The sequence below is a fragment of the Helicobacter sp. MIT 05-5293 genome, from assembly GCF_000765665.2.
GTDB lineage: Bacteria > Campylobacterota > Campylobacteria > Campylobacterales > Helicobacteraceae > Helicobacter_C.
The window spans coordinates 481,275-499,978 of sequence record NZ_JROZ02000001.1 but is presented as its reverse complement, the minus strand read 5'-3'; the positions used below and the strand labels follow the sequence as shown (position 1 = coordinate 499,978).

Annotated in this window: 20 protein-coding genes; 1 reads left to right on the top strand and 19 read right to left on the bottom strand. The window is 36.7% G+C overall.

Annotation, left to right across the window (positions count from 1 at the left end):
• Position 1: 1 nt before the first annotated feature.
• From LS68_RS02525 to truB, 7 genes are read right to left on the bottom strand one after another with little or no spacing between them, the layout of a single operon-like run.
• A complete protein-coding gene (locus LS68_RS02525; protein ID WP_034369108.1) occupies positions 2 to 1,921 on the bottom strand; it encodes a hypothetical protein in 1,920 nt (639 codons plus the stop codon).
• Positions 1,922 to 1,937: 16 nt separating this feature from the next.
• Complete coding sequence (locus tag LS68_RS02520) at positions 1,938 to 2,324, bottom strand: biopolymer transporter ExbD (protein WP_034369110.1); 387 nt, start codon at positions 2,322 to 2,324, stop codon at positions 1,938 to 1,940.
• On the bottom strand, positions 2,321 to 2,785 hold the full coding sequence (gene exbB, locus LS68_RS02515) for a TonB-system energizer ExbB (protein ID WP_138090844.1): 465 nt from the start codon (positions 2,783 to 2,785) through the stop codon (positions 2,321 to 2,323). The genes LS68_RS02520 and exbB overlap by 4 nt, the downstream gene beginning before the upstream one ends.
• 18 nt (positions 2,786 to 2,803) lie before the next feature.
• Entirely contained in the window at positions 2,804 to 3,271 is a 468-nt protein-coding gene (smpB, locus tag LS68_RS02510; RefSeq protein WP_138090841.1) for an SsrA-binding protein SmpB, read from the bottom strand.
• 2 nt (positions 3,272 to 3,273) lie between these two features.
• Positions 3,274 to 4,098: a 4-(cytidine 5'-diphospho)-2-C-methyl-D-erythritol kinase gene (locus tag LS68_RS02505; protein WP_138090838.1), complete on the bottom strand. Its 825-nt coding sequence runs from the start codon at positions 4,096 to 4,098 to the stop codon at positions 3,274 to 3,276.
• On the bottom strand, positions 4,095 to 4,346 hold the full coding sequence (locus LS68_RS02500; protein WP_034372283.1) for a carbon storage regulator: 252 nt from the start codon (positions 4,344 to 4,346) through the stop codon (positions 4,095 to 4,097). The genes LS68_RS02505 and LS68_RS02500 overlap by 4 nt, the downstream gene beginning before the upstream one ends.
• A gap of 3 nt (positions 4,347 to 4,349) precedes the next feature.
• The gene (truB, locus tag LS68_RS02495; protein ID WP_034372281.1) at positions 4,350 to 5,189 is read right to left on the bottom strand and encodes a tRNA pseudouridine(55) synthase TruB; all 840 of its coding nucleotides are present in this window, start codon (positions 5,187 to 5,189) and stop codon (positions 4,350 to 4,352) included.
• Positions 5,190 to 5,336: 147 nt separating this feature from the next.
• On the opposite strand from truB, the gene LS68_RS02490 reads away from it, so the two are divergent.
• Positions 5,337 to 5,870 carry a PAS domain-containing protein gene (locus LS68_RS02490; RefSeq protein ID WP_034372279.1) on the top strand — a complete coding sequence of 178 codons (534 nt, stop codon included), beginning with the start codon at positions 5,337 to 5,339 and terminating at the stop codon, positions 5,868 to 5,870.
• On the opposite strand, the gene LS68_RS02485 is transcribed toward LS68_RS02490, so the two are convergent.
• From LS68_RS02485 to LS68_RS02430, 12 genes are all read right to left on the bottom strand, one after another.
• Complete coding sequence (locus LS68_RS02485; RefSeq protein WP_034372278.1) at positions 5,871 to 6,719, bottom strand: ankyrin repeat domain-containing protein; 849 nt, start codon at positions 6,717 to 6,719, stop codon at positions 5,871 to 5,873.
• 11 nt (positions 6,720 to 6,730) lie between these two features.
• Positions 6,731 to 7,219 (bottom strand): HIT domain-containing protein, encoded by a 489-nt coding sequence (locus LS68_RS02480; RefSeq protein ID WP_034372274.1) that lies wholly within the window; start codon positions 7,217 to 7,219, stop codon positions 6,731 to 6,733.
• A gap of 23 nt (positions 7,220 to 7,242) precedes the next feature.
• The gene (gene murF / locus LS68_RS02475; protein ID WP_034372271.1) at positions 7,243 to 8,724 is read right to left on the bottom strand and encodes a UDP-N-acetylmuramoyl-tripeptide--D-alanyl-D-alanine ligase; all 1,482 of its coding nucleotides are present in this window, start codon (positions 8,722 to 8,724) and stop codon (positions 7,243 to 7,245) included.
• Between the two features lie 8 nt (positions 8,725 to 8,732).
• Positions 8,733 to 9,044, bottom strand: coding sequence for an acylphosphatase (locus tag LS68_RS02470; protein WP_034372268.1), 312 nt, complete (start codon positions 9,042 to 9,044; stop codon positions 8,733 to 8,735).
• Entirely contained in the window at positions 9,037 to 9,768 is a 732-nt protein-coding gene (locus tag LS68_RS02465; RefSeq protein ID WP_034372265.1) for an alpha/beta hydrolase, read from the bottom strand. The genes LS68_RS02470 and LS68_RS02465 overlap by 8 nt, the downstream gene beginning before the upstream one ends.
• A 21-nt stretch (positions 9,769 to 9,789) precedes the next feature.
• Positions 9,790 to 10,830, bottom strand: a complete 1,041-nt coding sequence (locus LS68_RS02460; RefSeq protein WP_034372262.1) for a D-alanine--D-alanine ligase — start codon at positions 10,828 to 10,830, stop codon at positions 9,790 to 9,792.
• 3 nt (positions 10,831 to 10,833) lie between these two features.
• Entirely contained in the window at positions 10,834 to 13,686 is a 2,853-nt protein-coding gene (gene uvrA, locus LS68_RS02455; RefSeq protein ID WP_052100463.1) for an excinuclease ABC subunit UvrA, read from the bottom strand.
• A 57-nt stretch (positions 13,687 to 13,743) separates the two neighbouring features.
• Positions 13,744 to 14,004: a putative Se/S carrier-like protein gene (locus LS68_RS02450; protein ID WP_081950948.1), complete on the bottom strand. Its 261-nt coding sequence runs from the start codon at positions 14,002 to 14,004 to the stop codon at positions 13,744 to 13,746.
• Positions 14,005 to 14,030: 26 nt separating this feature from the next.
• A complete protein-coding gene (gene serA, locus LS68_RS02445; RefSeq protein WP_034372260.1) occupies positions 14,031 to 15,608 on the bottom strand; it encodes a phosphoglycerate dehydrogenase in 1,578 nt (525 codons plus the stop codon).
• A gap of 22 nt (positions 15,609 to 15,630) precedes the next feature.
• Positions 15,631 to 16,104: a hypothetical protein gene (locus tag LS68_RS02440; RefSeq protein ID WP_034372257.1), complete on the bottom strand. Its 474-nt coding sequence runs from the start codon at positions 16,102 to 16,104 to the stop codon at positions 15,631 to 15,633.
• Between the two features lie 13 nt (positions 16,105 to 16,117).
• Positions 16,118 to 17,776, bottom strand: coding sequence for a 30S ribosomal protein S1 (locus tag LS68_RS02435; RefSeq protein ID WP_034372254.1), 1,659 nt, complete (start codon positions 17,774 to 17,776; stop codon positions 16,118 to 16,120).
• Positions 17,777 to 17,873: 97 nt separating this feature from the next.
• Entirely contained in the window at positions 17,874 to 18,695 is an 822-nt protein-coding gene (locus LS68_RS02430) for a 4-hydroxy-3-methylbut-2-enyl diphosphate reductase (RefSeq protein WP_034372251.1), read from the bottom strand.
• Positions 18,696 to 18,704: the final 9 nt, after the last annotated feature.

Genomic DNA, 18,704 nt, shown 5'->3' with positions numbered 1-18,704 from the left:
GTTATCTCGAACCGATAATCTCACGCACTCGGCGTAAAAACCACTCGTAATTTTCCTTGAAGTTTTCCATACTCGCACTCATTGACTCATCTAGTGAGCTAAAAGTGCTTTTAATCTCTTGTTGTAAATGTTTGTTGCCATCAATGTTTTCATTGAGAATCTTTTGGACATTACGATAAAGTTCAATCAATTGCATACTATTATGCTGAATCTGCGCATTAAGATTCCCTAAATGCGAAAGAAGATTGTGTTGCAAATCTCCAAAATCTTTCACCACTTGCACACCCATATCTTTAGGTATTGCTACCGAATCTTTTGTGAGTTTTTGCATAATTTTCAAATACTCTGTGGCGATTTTCTTTAAAAATTGATTTGTATTTTCGTATTGCGCGTTAAGATTTGCATCTGTTTTGTGTGCAAGTTCGTTCATACTTTCCATACGATTATGTATCAACTCTTGCTCTTTATTCATCACAGAATCCATACTTGCCGTGAGTGTAGAGAGATACATATCCTGCATACCTTTCAAGCCCTTCGACATATCCTGCATAATCTGTTCATTGTATCCATTAAGCTTGGTAAGGCTTGATTCTAAACTTTCTACAATTGCCGTATGATTCTTTGCAATATGCTCTCTCAATCGTGCAAATTCCGCACTATTATGCGTATTAGATTCTATATTTTGTTGGATATTCTTTTCTAGTTCATTGCTTAATCGCTCTAACTGCGTATTTGCCGTATTCATTACATTTTTTAACACCTCATCAGTATGCCCCGCCATTTCCTCAAGGCTTGTCCTAAAGAGTGAAGTATGTTGCTGCAACATTGCACTTGTATTTGAGCCAGCCTCCATTGAGCTTGTCTCCAAAAATTTCCTTAAGGTTTCAACATTCCCCTGCGTGTATTCATCAAGATGATCCAAATGCGTTTCAAGCCCATTTTTCATTTCTTCGACATTTTGCGTTACAGAATCTTCAAGATTCTTAAAACTCTCACTCGTTTGAATAAAGAAATGATTCACATCATTTAAAGATTTTTTCGCGTTGTCTCCAAGATTTGCAACTTCTTGCAACTGGGCTTGAAGCAAATCACCTTTTGCCTTAAGCTCATTTATCATCTCAAGCGTTTTAGTATAAAACTCCATTGCTGTAATATTTTGTTGCGTGATTGAATCAAGTGTCTTTTGTGTGTTACTCATTGCTTCTTTTGTGTCGTTCATCGCATTGTGTGTTTGAGTGAGTAGAGTTTGAGTTTGTTCAATAGAATCTTTATAATGTTCTTGCCATGTCAAAAGTCGTCCTACAGCGACATTAAGCTCTTTGAAGTTATCGCCAAACTGGTCTTGGAGATTATGATTAAAATCCCTAATCACAAGTTCTAATGCCGCAATAAGCTCTTTTGAAGCACCTGAAGCTAATTGTTTGATTGCTTCTTGCAAAGAAACATCAATCTTCTTAAGGCTACTTTCCAACAACGCATTGGTAGTAGAATTAATCTGAATCATATCATTTTTTGTTGGCAGATTTGCCATATTTTTACTAATCTCTTCGATACCCTTAAGATAGTTCAGATTCCCTACTTGATATATCATATAGTCCATATTCGCATCTTGTGAGCTTTTGATACCTCTTGCCCTTTGAATAATCGAAAGCGCAATGGCTAACCCCATACCCATAATAGAAGTATAGAAAGCTGTCTTTAGCCCATCAAGCAATAAAGGGACAGAATCTTGCAAGGCACGCGTATCAAAGCCCATTAATCCCACAAAGATTCCTACAAAAGTCCCCAAAACCCCCGTGCTCATAATAATTGCTTTAAAATCCTTATGCGTAGGCTCTCCAAATGTTTTAAAATCCCATACAAAAAGCCCCACCATAAAAATCGTAAAGCAAATATTAATCAGCCAATTAAGCTCTTGCATATTTTCTCCTTAGATTCTATTTTTGATGCGATTCTGCTATCACATACACATCATTAATACCATTATCTCTTAAAATAGTCGTGAGTTCAAGGAAAAACTCCAAATCACTCTGCCTGTCTCCACGAATAATCACCTGCGTTTCTTTGTCAAAAGTATCAATGGATTGTTTGAGTTCTTCAAGACTCAAGGCACGATCATCGAGAAAAAATTGTCCTTCTTTATTGATAGTGATTTGCTTACTATCTTTTTTATGTGTGTTTTCACCTTGTGTTTGTTCGATTTGAGGGACATCGACTTGAATGCGAGATTGGACGACAAAAGAAGCACTTGTTAGCACAATCACAAGCAATACAAGCATAATGTCAATGAATGGAATCACATTCAAGCTATCGATTTTTTTCATACATCATACCTTGTTTTTGGATTCTCTAAATTTTTCGATGATGGGCGAGGATAATGAGCAATATCCCACAAAGACAGAATCACTTCCGCTTTGCGCAAAAGCAAATTATAAAAAACAATAGAGGGGATTGCGACAATAAGTCCCGCTGCTGTGGCTTTCAACGCTAAAGCCAAACCAGCCATAATGCTTTGCGTATCCACCAATGAATTAGAACCAATTTCTATAAATGTTACCATAATACCCGCGACCGTCCCCAAAAGTCCAATATAAGGAGCATTTGAGCCAATTGTAGCAATCAATGTCAAACGTTGATAAAGTCGCAATTCTAAGATTCTCTTATCATTAAAATCTTCAACTTTCACACTCCGATAAAACCACCAACGCTCCAATGCCAACGCAAGCGTTATCACACTTAAGAATCCTAAAAATCCCAACACACCATAATCAACAGCTGCTTGCATCTGCCCTCCTCACAAAAATCATAATTTTTTGCCATATTCTTTCATATTTGCTCTTGCTTCTCGATCAAGCATTCTACGCTTAATACTCTCGCGCTTATCATAAAGATGTTTCCCTTTGACTAATGCAATACAAAGTTTAATTTTATTTTTTTGATTGAAATAAATGTTTAATGGGACAATGCTTAAAGATTCTTTACTCACTGACCCAAAAAGTTTATCAATCTGTTTTCTGTGTAACAAAAGCTTTCTTGCTCTGCGTTCATCGGGCTTGTAATAAGTATGTGTAGTTTCTAAAAATGAAATATGCGCTTGAAATAAAAATGCCTCATTTTTAACAATTTTCACAAAACTATCCTTGAGATTCACTTTCCCTGCACGAATACTTTTCACTTCGCTACCCAAAAGCACAATCCCGCTTTCAAAGCTTTCGAGAATCTCATAATCAAAATATGCTTTTTTATTTTTTGCAATCATTCGTGTTTGCATTTTTAATCCCCATCTTTCAATCGAAAAAAGCTACTACCGCTACCACTAAAAAACCACTGCTCTCCCAATTCATCAGCTACAGATTCTAATTGCGGATAAAGCTTGAGGGCACTTGCATACAAATCATTAAAAAAACAACGGGCATTTTTTATTTTGGTAGCATTTTCCAACAATAATAAGCTCGTTTTATCTACCCATTGCAAAGATAATGCAGGGTCAGAATAAGTCTGAATCTGCTGTGCGACATTGTGTGCATAGTATTGATACACAGCTTTCGTATCGCAAAAAATCTCGGGTGTGTGTATCTCCAAAACAGGGCTATTTTCATTAAATCGCTCAAGATTCTCACCTCGCCCAAAAACATTTGCACTTTCATAGCCACTCGCAAAAAAACTGACATCAGCTCCAGCACTCAACGCTACTTGACACAACTCCTCGACACTCATTCCAAGCTCAAATCGCTCATTCATCATTTGCAAAAATACACCTGCATTGCCACTACTGCCACCCAAACCTGCCCCTTTGGGGATATTTTTTTGCACCTCAACACAAAGATGATTTAAAGCATATTTTACTCCCACAGAATCTTTGCCATTCTTTTTTAAATAATCTTGCAAAGCACATTGAGCCTTGTAAATCGTATTGTGTTCCGTTGCGCAACCAAAATCACCCAAAAGTGTAAAACCTTTTTGCGTCTCATATATGTCCATTTCATCATACAAATCACCTTTTGCAAGGATAAATCGCGAATGCAACTGATGAAAACCCTCTTTGAATCCTATGATTTTTAAAAATACATTGACTTTAGGATAAATTTTAACGCTCAACGCCCACTCTTTAAAGGTTTTTTACCCAATGATTGAAATTGTGAATACAGCTTATCAATATCAGTATGGATTGCAGCCTGCTTATTTTGGCTTGTTATGGCTTCTTTAAGCTCTCCTCTTAAAATGACAAAATTTTCAGGTGCAGAGAATCCAAGTCTGACCGAACCTTTGTCGATTGAAATTACTTTAATCTCAATATTATCACCAATCAATACGCTATCATCTTGCTTTCTTGAAAGAATTAACATTATCTAAATCCTATTCACAATATATTGGATATGACCATTTTCCAACACTTCAATTATAGAAAAAAAATCCTCAAAACAAACTATATATTTGCCCTTTTGTGTATTTTTTAGCACAATTTTTTTACCATTATAAATTGCATCTTTTTTATCTTTCAAATCAGAGGATTCTAAAATAGGATAAGGCAAATATTTAAGAGGATCAAGCACTTGATAACATAATCCATTGCCTTCAAAAATTTGAGAATCTCCTATGCCCATTTCTCCCTCACTGATTCTCTCTAATGCGCATAAAGCCCCATTTTCATTGAGATTCTTAGCAATCATTTCCCCAATACTTCGGACATATGCTCCTTCACTCACACTCACCCAAAACTTTACAAAAGGGTGGGAATAATGCAATAACTGAATGTCATAGATATACATTGTGCTAAGAGGAAGTGTAAAATCTTTGCCCTCTCGCGCAAGTTTATAGGCTCTTTGTCCATTAATATGCCGTGCGCTAAATATCGGTGGGGTGTATTTGATTTCTCCTTTAAGTTTTGAGAGAGCATAAGCAATTTCACTTTCCTGATGAGCAGGGATAACCTCCACACTCTGCATATCTTCAATATCAAGGCTTCTGCTTTTTGCTCCTAGCCATAATGTCGCAACATAGGTTTTTGGGGTTTTTATCAAATGCGGAAACAATCGCGTATAATGCCCCAAGCCCACAACCAACACACCTTTAGCAAAAGGATCTAATGTGCCTAAATAACCTGCCTTTGAGGTATGGAAGTGTCGTTTAATCTTGGACAAAAAGCTATTTGAACTGACAAAAGCGGGTTTGTAAGCGGCTAAAAGCAATAAATCTCCTTGCCTTTTATTGAATCAAGTGAAAAAAGAAAGGGATTATAGATTATTTTTGATGCTGTGTCAATCAATTCAAATATTCATCACACAATCTCACGATGCTTATGCTATAATTCAATATTTCTTAAACAAGGAGCTTTGATGTCTCAACCCATTCTGAATGCAAATGAAATTTTCTTAGAAGACAATACCCTTATTACTTCAAAAACCGACTTAAAAGGCATAATCACCTATGGGAATGATGATTTTGTGCGTTTTAGCGGATTCACAGAGGAAGAATTTTTAGGTAAGCCGCATAATATTATTCGCCACCCTGATGTGCCACGCATAGCCTTTAAATTATTATGGGAAAATATACAAAATGGCAAGGAGTTTTTTGCTTTTGTTAAGAATCTCTCACGAACCCAACAAATCTATTGGGTATTCGCCAACATCACACCATCTTATGATGAAAATCGCAAGACGATTGGATATTATTCAGTGCGAAGACGCCCTAGCAAAAAAGGCGTAGAGTTTATGAGTGGGCTTTACAAATCACTTTGTGAAGCAGAATCTAGAGGAGGTATGAAAGCCTCGCTTGAGCAACTCACACAAGCCCTTCAAAACGCGAACACAACTTATGAAGAGCTTGTTATTAATTTACAAAATACTGGCAAAACAGAAGGTTACTATTGATCACCATAGCTTAAGCTCTGTGGTCGTCTTTTTATATAAACTGCCGTTTTTGCCATCGACATCATATTCAATTGCAAATCCATATTTGATATTAGTAGTGCCTGATTTTTTAATGCGGACATTTTCATAAGTATTTGAAGGAATATCCAATGCTACTACCGAAGCACTCGCGTTTGGCGGGATCTTTTTATTCGCTTCACTCTCTGCGATCAAATCCCCATCAATATACAATGCGACATAATTAACACCGATAAATTGATTTGTCTTGTTTTTTACGCTAATACTCACTCTACCCTGTGCAAGATTAAATGAACTTGCATTCAGAATCAAATCAGAGTTTTCAATACTTGCAGAAGGCAAAGATTTACTTGCCAAGATATAGCGAGCTGGCGTATCTCCCTTATAATTCTCTGCATACATATCCGCACCATTAGACAAAAGCAGTTTAATCATCTCTGGATTTCTTTTAATCACCGCATAATGCAAAGGTGTATTACCCAAATGCTCATCGGCAACATTGACATTCGCACCTTTTGCAATCAGTGCTTTGGCAAATCGAAGATTATTGAGTGCGACCACTTTTAAAAGCGGTGTTTCACCATGACATACTGCATTGACATCAGCACCCCGCTCAATCAGTAAATAAAGAATCTCCATATTATCCTTACGCGCTGCATCATAAAGCGGCGTGCTACCGCGCAATCGTGCTTCAACATCTGCGCCTAAATTAATACCTTTACGCACATCAACATAGTTATTACTAAAAAGCAGATAGTTATACCTATCGTTTGCGCCATAACAAGCCATTATCCCCACAATCAAAGTAAGATATAAAATACAATGCCTCATTTTAAACCTCCTCATATTGTAAAATGCTTTTGCGCTAATGATTTGACCTTACTATACACACTCTGAAAATCAATCCCATAAGTGCGTGTATCTGCAACTGAAGTCATAAAATTTGTATCACCTATATAACGTGGGACAAAATGCAAATGCAAATGTTCGGGTATCCCTGCTCCTCCAGCTTTTTTAATATTCATTCCCATATTAATACCCATTGCGCCGTATTCATAAAGTAAATCCATTGCTTTAAAAGAAAGTTTATGCAAATGCAGCCAAACCTCCAAAGGCAATTTTTCAGGCGAATCACAATGTTGATGTGGTAAAAGCATAAAATGACCGGGACTATACGGATAACGATTCATCACCGCAAAGACATGTTCATCACGATAAATCACGCGATTTACTTCATCATCTTCGCAATGCTGTGCGATTTCACAAAACACACACCCTTGCTCTTTTGAGCCAAAATATTCACTCCGCCAAGGTGCATAGATTCTCTCCATTATCTCCCTCCTACAAGATATGCCTAAATATAACCCGGCGCATCATTACTAAACAATACCAAATCATTAGGTTGAGAACAAGACTTGAGCATATCTTCTAAAATAGATTTGTCTTTAATAATGATCTTCTGTGTCGTCTTGATATGAGAAGCGAGAATCTTACTATTAAGCTCACCCGTGATAATAGCAATATCAAAAACTTTATCAATCGCTTCGGCTAATTCTATATTAGCTTCTTTAGTGCTTTCTATGATACCCGGTGTAACAATAATTTTACGCCCTTGATAGAGTGAGCAAAGCCGAATTGCCTCTTTCATTCCTTTAAGATTCCCATTGAATCCATCATCAATAATAATCTTCTGATTTGTCTGAATCTTATTGAGACGATGCGGGATTGGCTGAATGCGTTTCACACTTTTTTGAATCTCTTCAATTTTTAATCCCAATTCTAATCCCACATAAATCGCCGCGCTCAAATTGACGACATTAAATGCACCTAATATCATGGTTTCAAACAAATACCATTGATTATTGATATACAACTCAAATGTTGTCCCCTCCAAAGTGGCATTCACATTTCTCACCTTATCAGGGAAATAACGAATTTTAGATTCTGTATCTAAAGAGAGATGGGAGGGTTTAGGATTATCCCCAAACACAAAAGCTTTCTTGAGTCGCGCACTTTGAAGCAACTCAAATTTTGTCTCAACGATATTATCAAGGCTCTTAAAATACTCTAAATGTTGCTCTCCTATTTCGCCAATAACCGCATATTGAGGATTCAAAAATTTCGCGATAACTTCAATATCACCTTTTAAACGCGCACCTGCTTCAGCAATATAAATCTCTGTCGTATAGTCAAGATTCTTATTAATGTCCGCCACAATGCCTGTATGTGTATTCACACTTCTTGGTGTCGCATAAACACTATATTTTTCTCGCAGAATCTGTGCAAGAAAGTTTTTGATGCTTGTTTTTCCATAGCTTCCCGTAACACTGATAATTGTAAGATTTGACATAATATCAAGTTTTTCTTTTGCAATAATAATGAAACGATTGAGCAATGTATTTTCATAGATTTTTGAAATCACACTTGCAAACAGCAAAGCCATCAAAGATAACAAAGCAGATTCTAATTCTAAGAAAAAGCAAAGGATTTCATTAATAATCATAAAAATTAATAAAATAATAAAAAACTTTACAACCCTCGAGGTAAAAACTAAACGCTTATCAAGCCTGATTGTCCAAATTACAATGCCTAAAAAATAAAGCGCACCCAAAGCTAAAAGCAAGTAAAGACCTGTCTGATTAGGAATAAAAAATATCCCTATATATGCTGCAAGAGGTAAAATAGCGTAATAAAAGTGCCATTGAATCTTATGGTGCATCAATAATACACGTTTAAAACTATAATTATACCATTGTAAATTTGTCATCACATAATACGCAAGGCAAAAGATAAAAAGCCATTGCGCAATAATAGCTATAATCAGCTTATCTTCCATTTTTTTTCCTATTCTATAACATTAAAACCATCTAAATTAAAAGTATGCTCTTTACACTCATCTTCACCGATAATCCGTGATTGAATCTGTGTGATACTACTTCTAATTGGACCAACTTCAAGATAACGTCTTAGCGTTTGGATTGATTCTTCATCTCCTCTTGCAATCACTCGCACACTGCCATCTTTAAGATTCTTAATGCTTCCTTCGATCAATACACCCTGAAGATTAATCTGCTCGACTTTACTTTTTATAAAACGGCGATAACCTACACCTTGAACTTTTCCAAATATCAAAAATTCATATAATGTTTTATCCATTTTCTTCTCTCCCTTCATAAAGTTTCTGAATCTTCTCACCTTGTTTCAAGAAAAAATAATGATCGCCTTCTAAAGCAAAGAATCGACTATCTTCGATAAGATTAGCGATTTTATAGCCGCAAAATAAAGGGGTAGTAGTGTCATTTTTACCCCAAAAAACACTTGCCCTACCTTTGTAAGCTACGAATTGATCAGAAAAATCCTCATCAACAACATTCTTAAATGTTTGATACATACCCTCATTCATTTCTTTTGCATCTTGAGAACGGAATCTCTTTGTAATACCCTTAAGCCCAAGCTGTCCCAAAAGTTTAGCAAGATAAATCTTACATCGCACTTTAAGAGATTTGGCAATTTTAATACCAGCCGAACTTAACAGAATCATCTCCTTAGGAGCGCACAATATCCCTACTTTTCCTCCAAAGCTATGTCCTGCAATGATTTCAACTTGATATTCAATCTGCTCCAAAAATAATTTAACAATATGAGCATAATCTTGCGTGTAAAGAGGTGTTTCATTAGGACTATTACCAAAACCGGGCATATCTAAATAAATGTGATGATATTGTTGGAATGTTTGAGCAAAAGCAACTTTCATTACCTCCTTATTACTTCCCCAACCATGCAAAAATAACATTGCAGGCGAAGAGGAGGTCTGCGCACACAAAATCTCATAGCTCAAATCAAAATCTGTGTCGCGATATTTGATTGTCTTTTTAGCCATTTTGCATCTGCTTTATAGACATTATTTACCCTTAGCGTAATGAATTTTCTCAATATATTGATAGCTTACCTTGATTGGGTGTTTTTTTGGCAAATTACACGCTAAATCTTGAAGCACCTGTGCAAAATCTTCAAATAAATAATTCGCCATTGAACCCGGAATAGGATTGATTTCATTCAAATACACTTCAGAATCGATCACAAAAAAATCACATCGAATCAGTGCGCCCTCAAAAGCATTTTCGTAAAGTTTGATAAAATTATTTTGAATCTCTTGTTCCAACTCTTGGCTTATATCAGCCTTTAATACTTGTGCAGTGCGTGAAAAATCTAAATATTTGTTTTCAAAATCAAGCAATTCTTTTTTGGAGGGTTCTTCAATAATCGAAAAACGAAAGGTATCACCCACTTTGCAACCTGCGAGATTGTATTCTTTCACACCGCTTTTGAATGATTCGACTACGATATGATCGTCATATTCAAATGCTAAATCTCTCGCATAATCTAAATCTTTTTCTTCTTTAACGACACTCACACCGATAGAACTTCCCAATCTTGCGGGTTTAAGAATCAAAGGAAATGAAAGCTTTTGAGGTGTATTACAAGAACGCGTAAGCACCTCATAATCAAGTGTTTTAACACCTCTTTGAGCAGCATAAAGTTTTGTGAGAATCTTATTAAAACTCATTACGCTAGATTCTATGCGTGGACCGATATAGCGCAAATGATAAAAATCAAGCATTGCGCTGATTGAGCCATCTTCGCCATCTGCCCCATGTATAAGACTAATGATGACATTAGGCATTACTCTTTTTGTGCCAAAAACGCCTTTTGTTTCAAATGAGCCGCGTTGGAGAAAAATTTCTTTACATTGCTTGTATTCACCTGAACTGAAAAGTTTTGACTTCATAGAATCTGCAGGTATCAAATAAAAGCGATGCGAAGAATCAAGAAAAATAAAATGCTCAATATACTCTCCCAACACCTTTTTCAATGCAATAGCACTTACGATGCTGATTTCATGTTCATAGCTCACACCGCCAAATAATATATCAAACTTCATTACTTATCCTTTCGTTTTTTTTGTGTTTTTAGAGGGCAAGGAATGATAAGATTCACATTCATAAGAAAGAAATTGTCCTGTGTAACTGCCACTTTTTTGATAATGAGCAATCATATGTTCAACCGTGCCACTATCGACAATTTTCCCTCCTCCCTCTCCTCCTTCGGGTCCCATATCAATAATATAATCCGCGTTTTTAATCAAATCCAAATTGTGTTCAATCACAATCACTGAATTGCCTAAATCCACAAGATGATGCAAAACTTTTGTCAGCTTATCCACATCAGCAAAATGCAATCCTGTTGTAGGCTCATCAAGCACATATAAAGTTTGTCCTGTATCTTTTCGACTAAGCTCCTTAGCAAGTTTAATGCGTTGAGCCTCTCCGCCACTCAATGTAACAGCATTTTGCCCAAGTAAAATATAGCCTAAGCCCACATCTTTAAGCGTTTGTAATTTAGAAGCGATTCTGGGCACTTTGGCAAAAAACTCCACTGCTTCATCAACACTCATTGCCAAAACATCAGCGATATTCTTACCCTTATAAACAATCTCAAGCGTTTGTGGATTATATTTTGCGCCGCCACACGCATCGCATTTCACCATCACATCGGGCAAAAAGTGCATCTCGATTCTGATTTCACCCTCACCTTGGCATTTCTCGCATCGCCCACCTTTGACATTAAAGCTAAAGCGTCCTACGCCATAGCCACGCGCCTTAGATTCTTTGACTTCAGAAAAAAGCGCACGAATCTCTTGCATCACACCCGTATAAGTTGCTGGATTACTGCGAGGCGTTCGACCTATAGGACTTTGATCAAGATAAATCACCTTATCAAGATGTTCCAAACCGAGAATCTCAACGCCATCACATTTTTGCACCTTTCTAGCATTATTGAGAATCTCTTGAGCGACTGGGAGAAGCGTTTGAAGGATAAGTGAGCTTTTGCCACTACCGCTCACACCTGTGATACATACAAAATTGGATAGGGGGATTTTGACATTGAGATTATGAATATTATGAATATTAATGTTATTAATCGTTAGCCATTGCTTTTGTGGGCGATTGTGCGGATAATAAATCACCTTGTTTCCTGTGATATAAAGAGCAGTGAGCGTTTGGGAATCGAGCAAATCTTTTGCCTTTCCGCTAAAAACGATTTCTCCTCCCTTAAGCCCCGCTTCTGGTCCTATATCTACAATATAATCTGCCCTTAGGATTGTTTCTTTATCGTGTTCGACAACGATCACGGTATTACCCTTTTCCTGCAGATTCCGTAAAGTTTTGATGAGTCGCAATGTATCGCGTTCATGCAAACCGATACTTGGCTCATCAAGCACATACATCACGCCCGAAAGTCCGCTGCCTATTTGACTAGCGATTCTGATACGCTGGGATTCTCCACCACTGATACTCCGAGCATCTCGTCCCAAAGTCAAATACCCCAAACCGACATCATAAAGGAAAAACAATCTTTCGCGGATTTCCTTAAATATAGGTTGGGCAATCAATCGACTTTGTTCATTGAGATAGTCAAAATTTGATTGAGTTTCAAAAAATTCATACACTTCTTGTATCGGCATATCAATCAGCTCACCGATACCCAATCCTCCCACCTTAACGCTTAAGGATTCTTTTTTGAGGCGATGCCCTTTGCAGGTGCCACAAACCTTTTCCGTGGTGTATTCACCCAAATCCTTATCATCTTTAAACATATCATAAGCAATTTGGACAATCCCTTTCCAAGGACGCTTGAGCTTACTTTTACTCCAAGTGATTTCTACCTCTTCTTCACTCCCATACAAAAGCGCACTTTGTTGAGAACTTGTCAAATCTTCAAAACTTTGAGAAAGGTCGATTTTAGCACTCTTGCAAAAAGCATAAAATAATTCAGCATAATAATTGCGATTAAAGCCAAAAATGATTTTAATCCCTCCCTTATTAAAGGGCTGGGATTTGTCGAGAATCTTTTTCAAATCAATAGTGTATTTTGCCCCAAGCCCCAAACAATCCTCACACGCGCCTTTAGGCGAATTAAAAGAAAAGGCTAAAGGTTCAGGCTCTTCAAAACTAACTTTGCATTTAAAACACGCAAAATGTTCAGAATAATGTAAAAACTTCTTCTCATCATTGTGTAATAATTCTATTTCTAGCTCGCCATAAGATTCTTTAAGTGCTTTTTCCACACCTTGAGCAATGCGCTGGTGATTATCAGATGTAAGTGTTACACGATCAATCACGACCTTAATTGTGTGCTTCTTATTCTTAGCAAGTTCAATATCTTCATCTAATCTCACCATCACGCCATCAATCATCGCACGCACATAGCCCTTTTGGCGTAGTGCTTCAATCTTGTCTTGGAAGCTTCCCTTTTTTTCTTTAACAATAGGGGCAAACAATATCAATTTAGATTCTGGAGGAAGTTTCAGAATCTGTGCAATAATATCTGTCTGGCTCATCTGCGAAATAGGATCACCACACAAATGACAATGCTGAATCCCTACTCTTGCGTAAAGCAAGCGAAAATAATCATAAATCTCTGTGATTGTGCCAACAGTGGAGCGTGGATTCTTGCTGGTCGTTTTTTGATCAATGGCAATAGCAGGCGTCAGTCCTTCGATTTTATCCACATCAGGCTTACCTACCTTATCTAAAAACTGCCTTGCATAGCTTGAGAGTGATTCGATATAACGTCTTTGTCCTTCAGCATAAAGCGTATCAAATGCTAAGGTAGATTTACCTGACCCCGACAAACCCGTAAAAACAATAAGCTGATTTTTAGGGATACTGAGCGAAATGTTTTTGAGATTGTTTTCTCGAGCACCAACAATATCAATCTGACCAAAATTTTTCAATGCGTTTCCTTAAGATAATGCAAAACCTTTAAGATAATTTTCACATTATAATGTATTTTAAATAACACGCTGGATACGATAATGGATTTTTTTTGATTGCAAGATACTCTCTACGCTTTGCCAAAAAGTTTCTAATTCCTCATCAATCAATCTTTCCCCGCCTACGATTAAAAGCGACATACCGCAATCACTTAGAAATTCTTTGGGTGTAGGGACAAGCGACATTTGAAAGTCAAATTCACCAAGCAATGGGCTTCTTAACACTCTTTCGGCAGCGAAAGCACTTGAAGTGTTAAAAAGCAAAATATAAGCCTGCATTGACTATCTGCCACAAGATTCAAAAACTACAGATTCACAACCTTTAATCCCAAGCAAGCGGGGATTTGCTCTAAAGCCTTCAAAGCTTCTGTTGGCACATCTTCATCGACAACAATGACAGCCATTGCCTCTTTGTTTTGACGCGCAAGACGGAAGTCTGCAATATTAATAGAATGATTTGCCATAATATTCCCCACACTGCCAATCACACCGGGCACATCTGTATTTCTAAAGAAAATCATTTTTCCCTTAGGCTCAATATCAAAGCAGAAATTATTGATTGAAGTAATACGCAAATGACGATCCTCAAAAACAGAACCACTCAATGTAATGTGTTCATTTTGTGTAATCAAAGTAAGATGAACTTGATTCTTATAAGTCTCATTGACTTGTTTAAGAGTCGTTTTGACATCAATACCACGCTCTTTGGCGATAAATTGTGCATTAACATAATTGATTTTATCACCTAAACTCATATTTAACGCTCCAACTAATGCAAAAGTAGTAAGAGAATCTCCATAGGCACTAATTTCGCCTTCTGCTTCAATGTGCATAGAAGTAATGACACCTTTATTTGCCTGTGCAGCTAGGAATCCAAGCTTTTGGGTTAATTCTAAATAAGGCTTAAGCATAGATGGCAATTCAGATTCTTTAATGGGTAGATTAAGCGCGTTAGGATAGCTTGAACCACGTGCGGATTCTATGGCAGCTTGAGCAGCTTGAATCGCAATTTGTTCTTGAGATTCTAAAGTATTTGCTCCAATATGGGGTGTTACATAAACATTAGGCAAATCAAGCAAACGATTATCAATGGCAGGCTCTTTATCAAAAACATCTAACCCCGCCCAAGCGATTTTCTTTGACTGCAACCCTTCGTAAAGATCATTTTCATTATACAATCCTCCCCGAGCACAATTAATCAAAATTACGCCGTCTTTCATCTGCGCAATTTCTTTAGAAGTAATCATATTTTTTGTTTCAGCATTTTTAGGTGTATGAATTGTAATAATATCACATTCCAAAATATCCTTTAGAGAGCTTGTGTAAGCAATCCCTACATCTGTAGCTTTTGTAGGTAAAATATAAGGATCATAAGCTAGAACTTCCATTTCAAAAGCTTTTGCCCTAACACCCACACGACTACCGATATTACCAAAACCAATGATACCTAATTTCTTGCCTTTAAGCTCTATGCCATACCAATCTTCGCGTTTCCATTTTCGATCATTTTTAAGCTGTGCATTAGCACCGGGAAAATGTCGCACAGCATTAATCATATGAGCCATTGTTAGCTCCACAGCAGCAATAGTATTTGCTGTAGGCACATTCATTACTACAATACCTTTACGCGAACACCCATCAATATCGACATTATCTACGCCTACACCTGCACGCACTACGGCTTTGATTTTACCCGAATGTTGCAAAAATTGCTCATACACATCTGTAGAACTCCGCGTAATAACAACATCTGCCTCACTAATATGGTTTAAAAGCTCATTTTTAGGCATTGCAGCCAAATTTTGCATTTCAATATCACTTTGGGCATTGAGCAAATCCAAACCACTTTGATGAATATGATCACATACTATAACTTTATACATCTATTCTCCTTAATGTTATGATTTATTGCACACTATAACTTAAATGATAATATTTAAGATCTTCGAGAAGTTTCTTATACATCGACTCATCTGTCAAAAATACCATCAGTTTAAGTGTATCTCCGGATTTATAATAAGCAGATTCTATATGATTTTCCTTAAGCACCTGCTTTACACAAGCAAATTTATATTCATCTAAATCATTGATGCTAATAGCTGAAGGAATAGGTGCTTTAGCAGAATCTTTATCTACAAAATCAAATTTCACACTCAATTCTGTCGCGGGATAAGCATAAGGGAGATCTTCTTGAGAAGAAAGCGATGAAATCCACATTTCATCTTGAGTGATTTCATGCTGGTAGCCTAATTCAGACAAATTCATTGGCTGAATCTCAATCTTTGGACCCACTGAAATCTTGTCAAAATACAAGATTCCATAAATTGCACCGCCAAAGACTGCTAAAAAAACTATGGCAAAAGCCGCCTTTTTTACCACTACTTAGAATCTCCTACAAACGATTTTTAAGCTTATCACCCAATGTCATTTTCTCATCAGAATTAAATGCTTTAAGTGTCTCTTTTTCTTTTTGACGCTCAAGTCTTTTGACAGATGCACGAACTTTATTATTTGCCTCATCAATGTGGGCAATCACACATTCGATTTCATCATCGACTTTCAACTCGTCTTTTTTAAGAGGATACAAATCTTCATTGCGAATTAATGCTTCCATCTCATCAAGCTTGACAAAAATACCAAAATCTTTAATGTCAATGACACGACCTTTCATTACCTCATCTATTGTATGTTTTTGTCCGAATGCTTTGGCTGGTGAGTGTTCAAGCAACTTCTTAGAAAGTGAAACTCTTTCATTCTCTTTATCGATTTTAATGATTTTTACTTCGATTTCATCACCGACTTTTAGCTCATCTTTGCATTTGCGATTCTTATCCCAATAAGCGTCTTCATTATGCAATAATCCATCAATACCACCCAAATCAACAAATACACCAAAATCAGTTAAGGTCGCGACTTTACCCTTGATATTCTCACCGACTTGATGTTGTTTGATAAATTTAGCAAAAGGCTTGTCCAAAAGCTTTTTTAACGAAACGCGTAATTTCTTATTTTGCGTATCAATTTCGATGATTTCTACATCTATTTCTTGTCCTAGATTCAAATAATTTGAAGGGTGTTTGATATTTTTATCCCATGAAATTTCAGAAATATGCAAAAAGCCCTCAATATCATTTCCCAAATCCACAAAAACTCCATAAGGTTCGATATTGCTCACGGTAACTTTAATAGCATAGCCTACTTCAAGCTCTTTTTCAATTTCTTTCCATGGATCATCTCCAAGTGCTTTCATTGAAAGTGATAGGCGTCTTTTTGCTTCATCATAACCCAACACTTTCACTTCCACTTCATCACCCTCTTTAAAATTTTTAGCAGGATTGATAGGTCCTTTATGGCTAAGTTCTGTATAATGAACCAATCCTTCAATACCATTAATATCTACAAAAATACCAAATGGGGCAATCTTTTTGACAATGCCTTTTTGAACCCCATCATTTTCAAGTAGCTTCCCACTCATCTCTTGACGATTCTTATCATCAATTTCAAAGAATTTCTTACGAGAAACAATGATTGAGTGATTGTCCTTATCAATATTTACGATTGCTACCTTAAATGTCTTCCCTAAGGCTTTGTCATCATCTCTTACCGCAGAATCTTTGCGAGGCATAAACACATCAATCCCATCATACTCAAGGATAAAACCGCCTTTATTTCTCTTTATGACTTTCGCTTCAATCACTTTATTTTCATAATTGTCTTGAATCTCTGCGATTTTTTCAACAAGCTTTTTCGACTTGAGTGCTTTCTTGTAAGAAGCACTGAGTCCGCCACGACTAGAAGTTACAAAAACTTCGATTTGATCGCCCTTTTTAAAAAGCAAACTGCCTGATTCATCTTGTATTTCTGACAATTTTAATCGTGCTTCAACCTTTTGATTAGGAATTGCAATCATTGCATATTCATCACTGACTGCCACTATCTCTCCACTTTGAATAGCTCCCGCATTTGCTTTTTTCTCACTAGCCTCAAATAATGTTGCAAAATCCTCTTCTTCAGAGTTGCAAAATTCATCATTTTCCAAATTCTTTCTCATCAAAACCCTTTTACCTAAAATAGAATTACAATTTATCATTTTACCAAAAGCAAACCTTGCAATATCTTAAGAAAGACTTTAAGCTACATAAACTTCCCTAAATCTGCTCAATTTTTTCCTGCACCCGTTTGATAATCCAATCCGGCGTTGAAGCTCCTGCTGTAATCCCACATAATGCTTTTCCCTCAAACCATGATTCTTGCAAATCATTTTCATCTTCGACCAAATAACTATGAGGACAATGCTTTTGGACAATCGCTAAAAGCTGCTTGGTGTTTGAAGAATTTTTCCCTCCTACGACTATCATCACATCAACATCACGGCTTAGCATATCCGCTGCATGTTGGTTGTCAAAAGTCGCATTGCAAATCGTGTTAAACACACGACATTCATTTACTTTAGAGACTAGATAAGCAGCAATCTGCTCAAATTGTTTCGGTTGCTTGGTCGTTTGAGAAACCAAAGCGACTTTCTTTTCTAGTTTCACTTTTTCAAGTTCTTCAACGCTTGTTATGACACACACATTTTCTCCATAGCTCGCTACACCCTTCACTTCAGGGTGAATCTTATCGCCAAAAATAATAATTTGATAATGTTCATCGGACATTTTTTTAACAATTTTTTGAGGTTTGGTTACAAAAGGGCAAGTCGCATCAATAATATGTTTTTTACGCTCTTGCAAAGTCTGCAAGTCTTGCTTTGTAATACCATGTGTGCGAATAATGACATTTTGTGCATCAGCAAGATTCTCAATATCTTCACTCAAACTCACATCAAAATCCCTCTCCAAGCGCGCAATTTCACGAGTATTGTGAATGATAGGACCTAAAGTGGTAGCATTCCTATTGCGTTCAGCAATTTGAATCGCTCTTTTAACCCCAAAACAGAATCCGTATTTTTCAGCAAACTTAATATTCATCAAACCACC

Bases quoted from the DNA above. Each gene is read 5' to 3' on its own strand.
- LS68_RS02525 (WP_034369108.1), bottom strand. From the start codon at position 1,921: ATGCAAGAGCTTAATTGGCTGATTAATATTTGCTTTACGATTTTTATG.
- LS68_RS02520 (WP_034369110.1), bottom strand. From the start codon at position 2,324: ATGAAAAAAATCGATAGCTTGAATGTGATTCCATTCATTGACATTATG.
- exbB (WP_138090844.1), bottom strand. From the start codon at position 2,785: ATGCAAGCAGCTGTTGATTATGGTGTGTTGGGATTTTTAGGATTCTTA.
- smpB (WP_138090841.1), bottom strand. From the start codon at position 3,271: ATGCAAACACGAATGATTGCAAAAAATAAAAAAGCATATTTTGATTAT.
- LS68_RS02500 (WP_034372283.1), bottom strand. From the start codon at position 4,346: ATGTTAATTCTTTCAAGAAAGCAAGATGATAGCGTATTGATTGGTGAT.
- LS68_RS02490 (WP_034372279.1), top strand. From the start codon at position 5,337: ATGTCTCAACCCATTCTGAATGCAAATGAAATTTTCTTAGAAGACAAT.
- LS68_RS02485 (WP_034372278.1), bottom strand. From the start codon at position 6,719: ATGAGGCATTGTATTTTATATCTTACTTTGATTGTGGGGATAATGGCT.
- LS68_RS02480 (WP_034372274.1), bottom strand. From the start codon at position 7,219: ATGGAGAGAATCTATGCACCTTGGCGGAGTGAATATTTTGGCTCAAAA.
- murF (WP_034372271.1), bottom strand. From the start codon at position 8,724: ATGGAAGATAAGCTGATTATAGCTATTATTGCGCAATGGCTTTTTATC.
- LS68_RS02470 (WP_034372268.1), bottom strand. From the start codon at position 9,044: ATGGATAAAACATTATATGAATTTTTGATATTTGGAAAAGTTCAAGGT.
- LS68_RS02465 (WP_034372265.1), bottom strand. From the start codon at position 9,768: ATGGCTAAAAAGACAATCAAATATCGCGACACAGATTTTGATTTGAGC.
- LS68_RS02460 (WP_034372262.1), bottom strand. From the start codon at position 10,830: ATGAAGTTTGATATATTATTTGGCGGTGTGAGCTATGAACATGAAATC.
- LS68_RS02450 (WP_081950948.1), bottom strand. From the start codon at position 14,004: ATGCAGGCTTATATTTTGCTTTTTAACACTTCAAGTGCTTTCGCTGCC.
- serA (WP_034372260.1), bottom strand. From the start codon at position 15,608: ATGTATAAAGTTATAGTATGTGATCATATTCATCAAAGTGGTTTGGAT.
- LS68_RS02435 (WP_034372254.1), bottom strand. From the start codon at position 17,776: ATGAGAAAGAATTTGGAAAATGATGAATTTTGCAACTCTGAAGAAGAG.
- LS68_RS02430 (WP_034372251.1), bottom strand. From the start codon at position 18,695: ATGAATATTAAGTTTGCTGAAAAATACGGATTCTGTTTTGGGGTTAAA.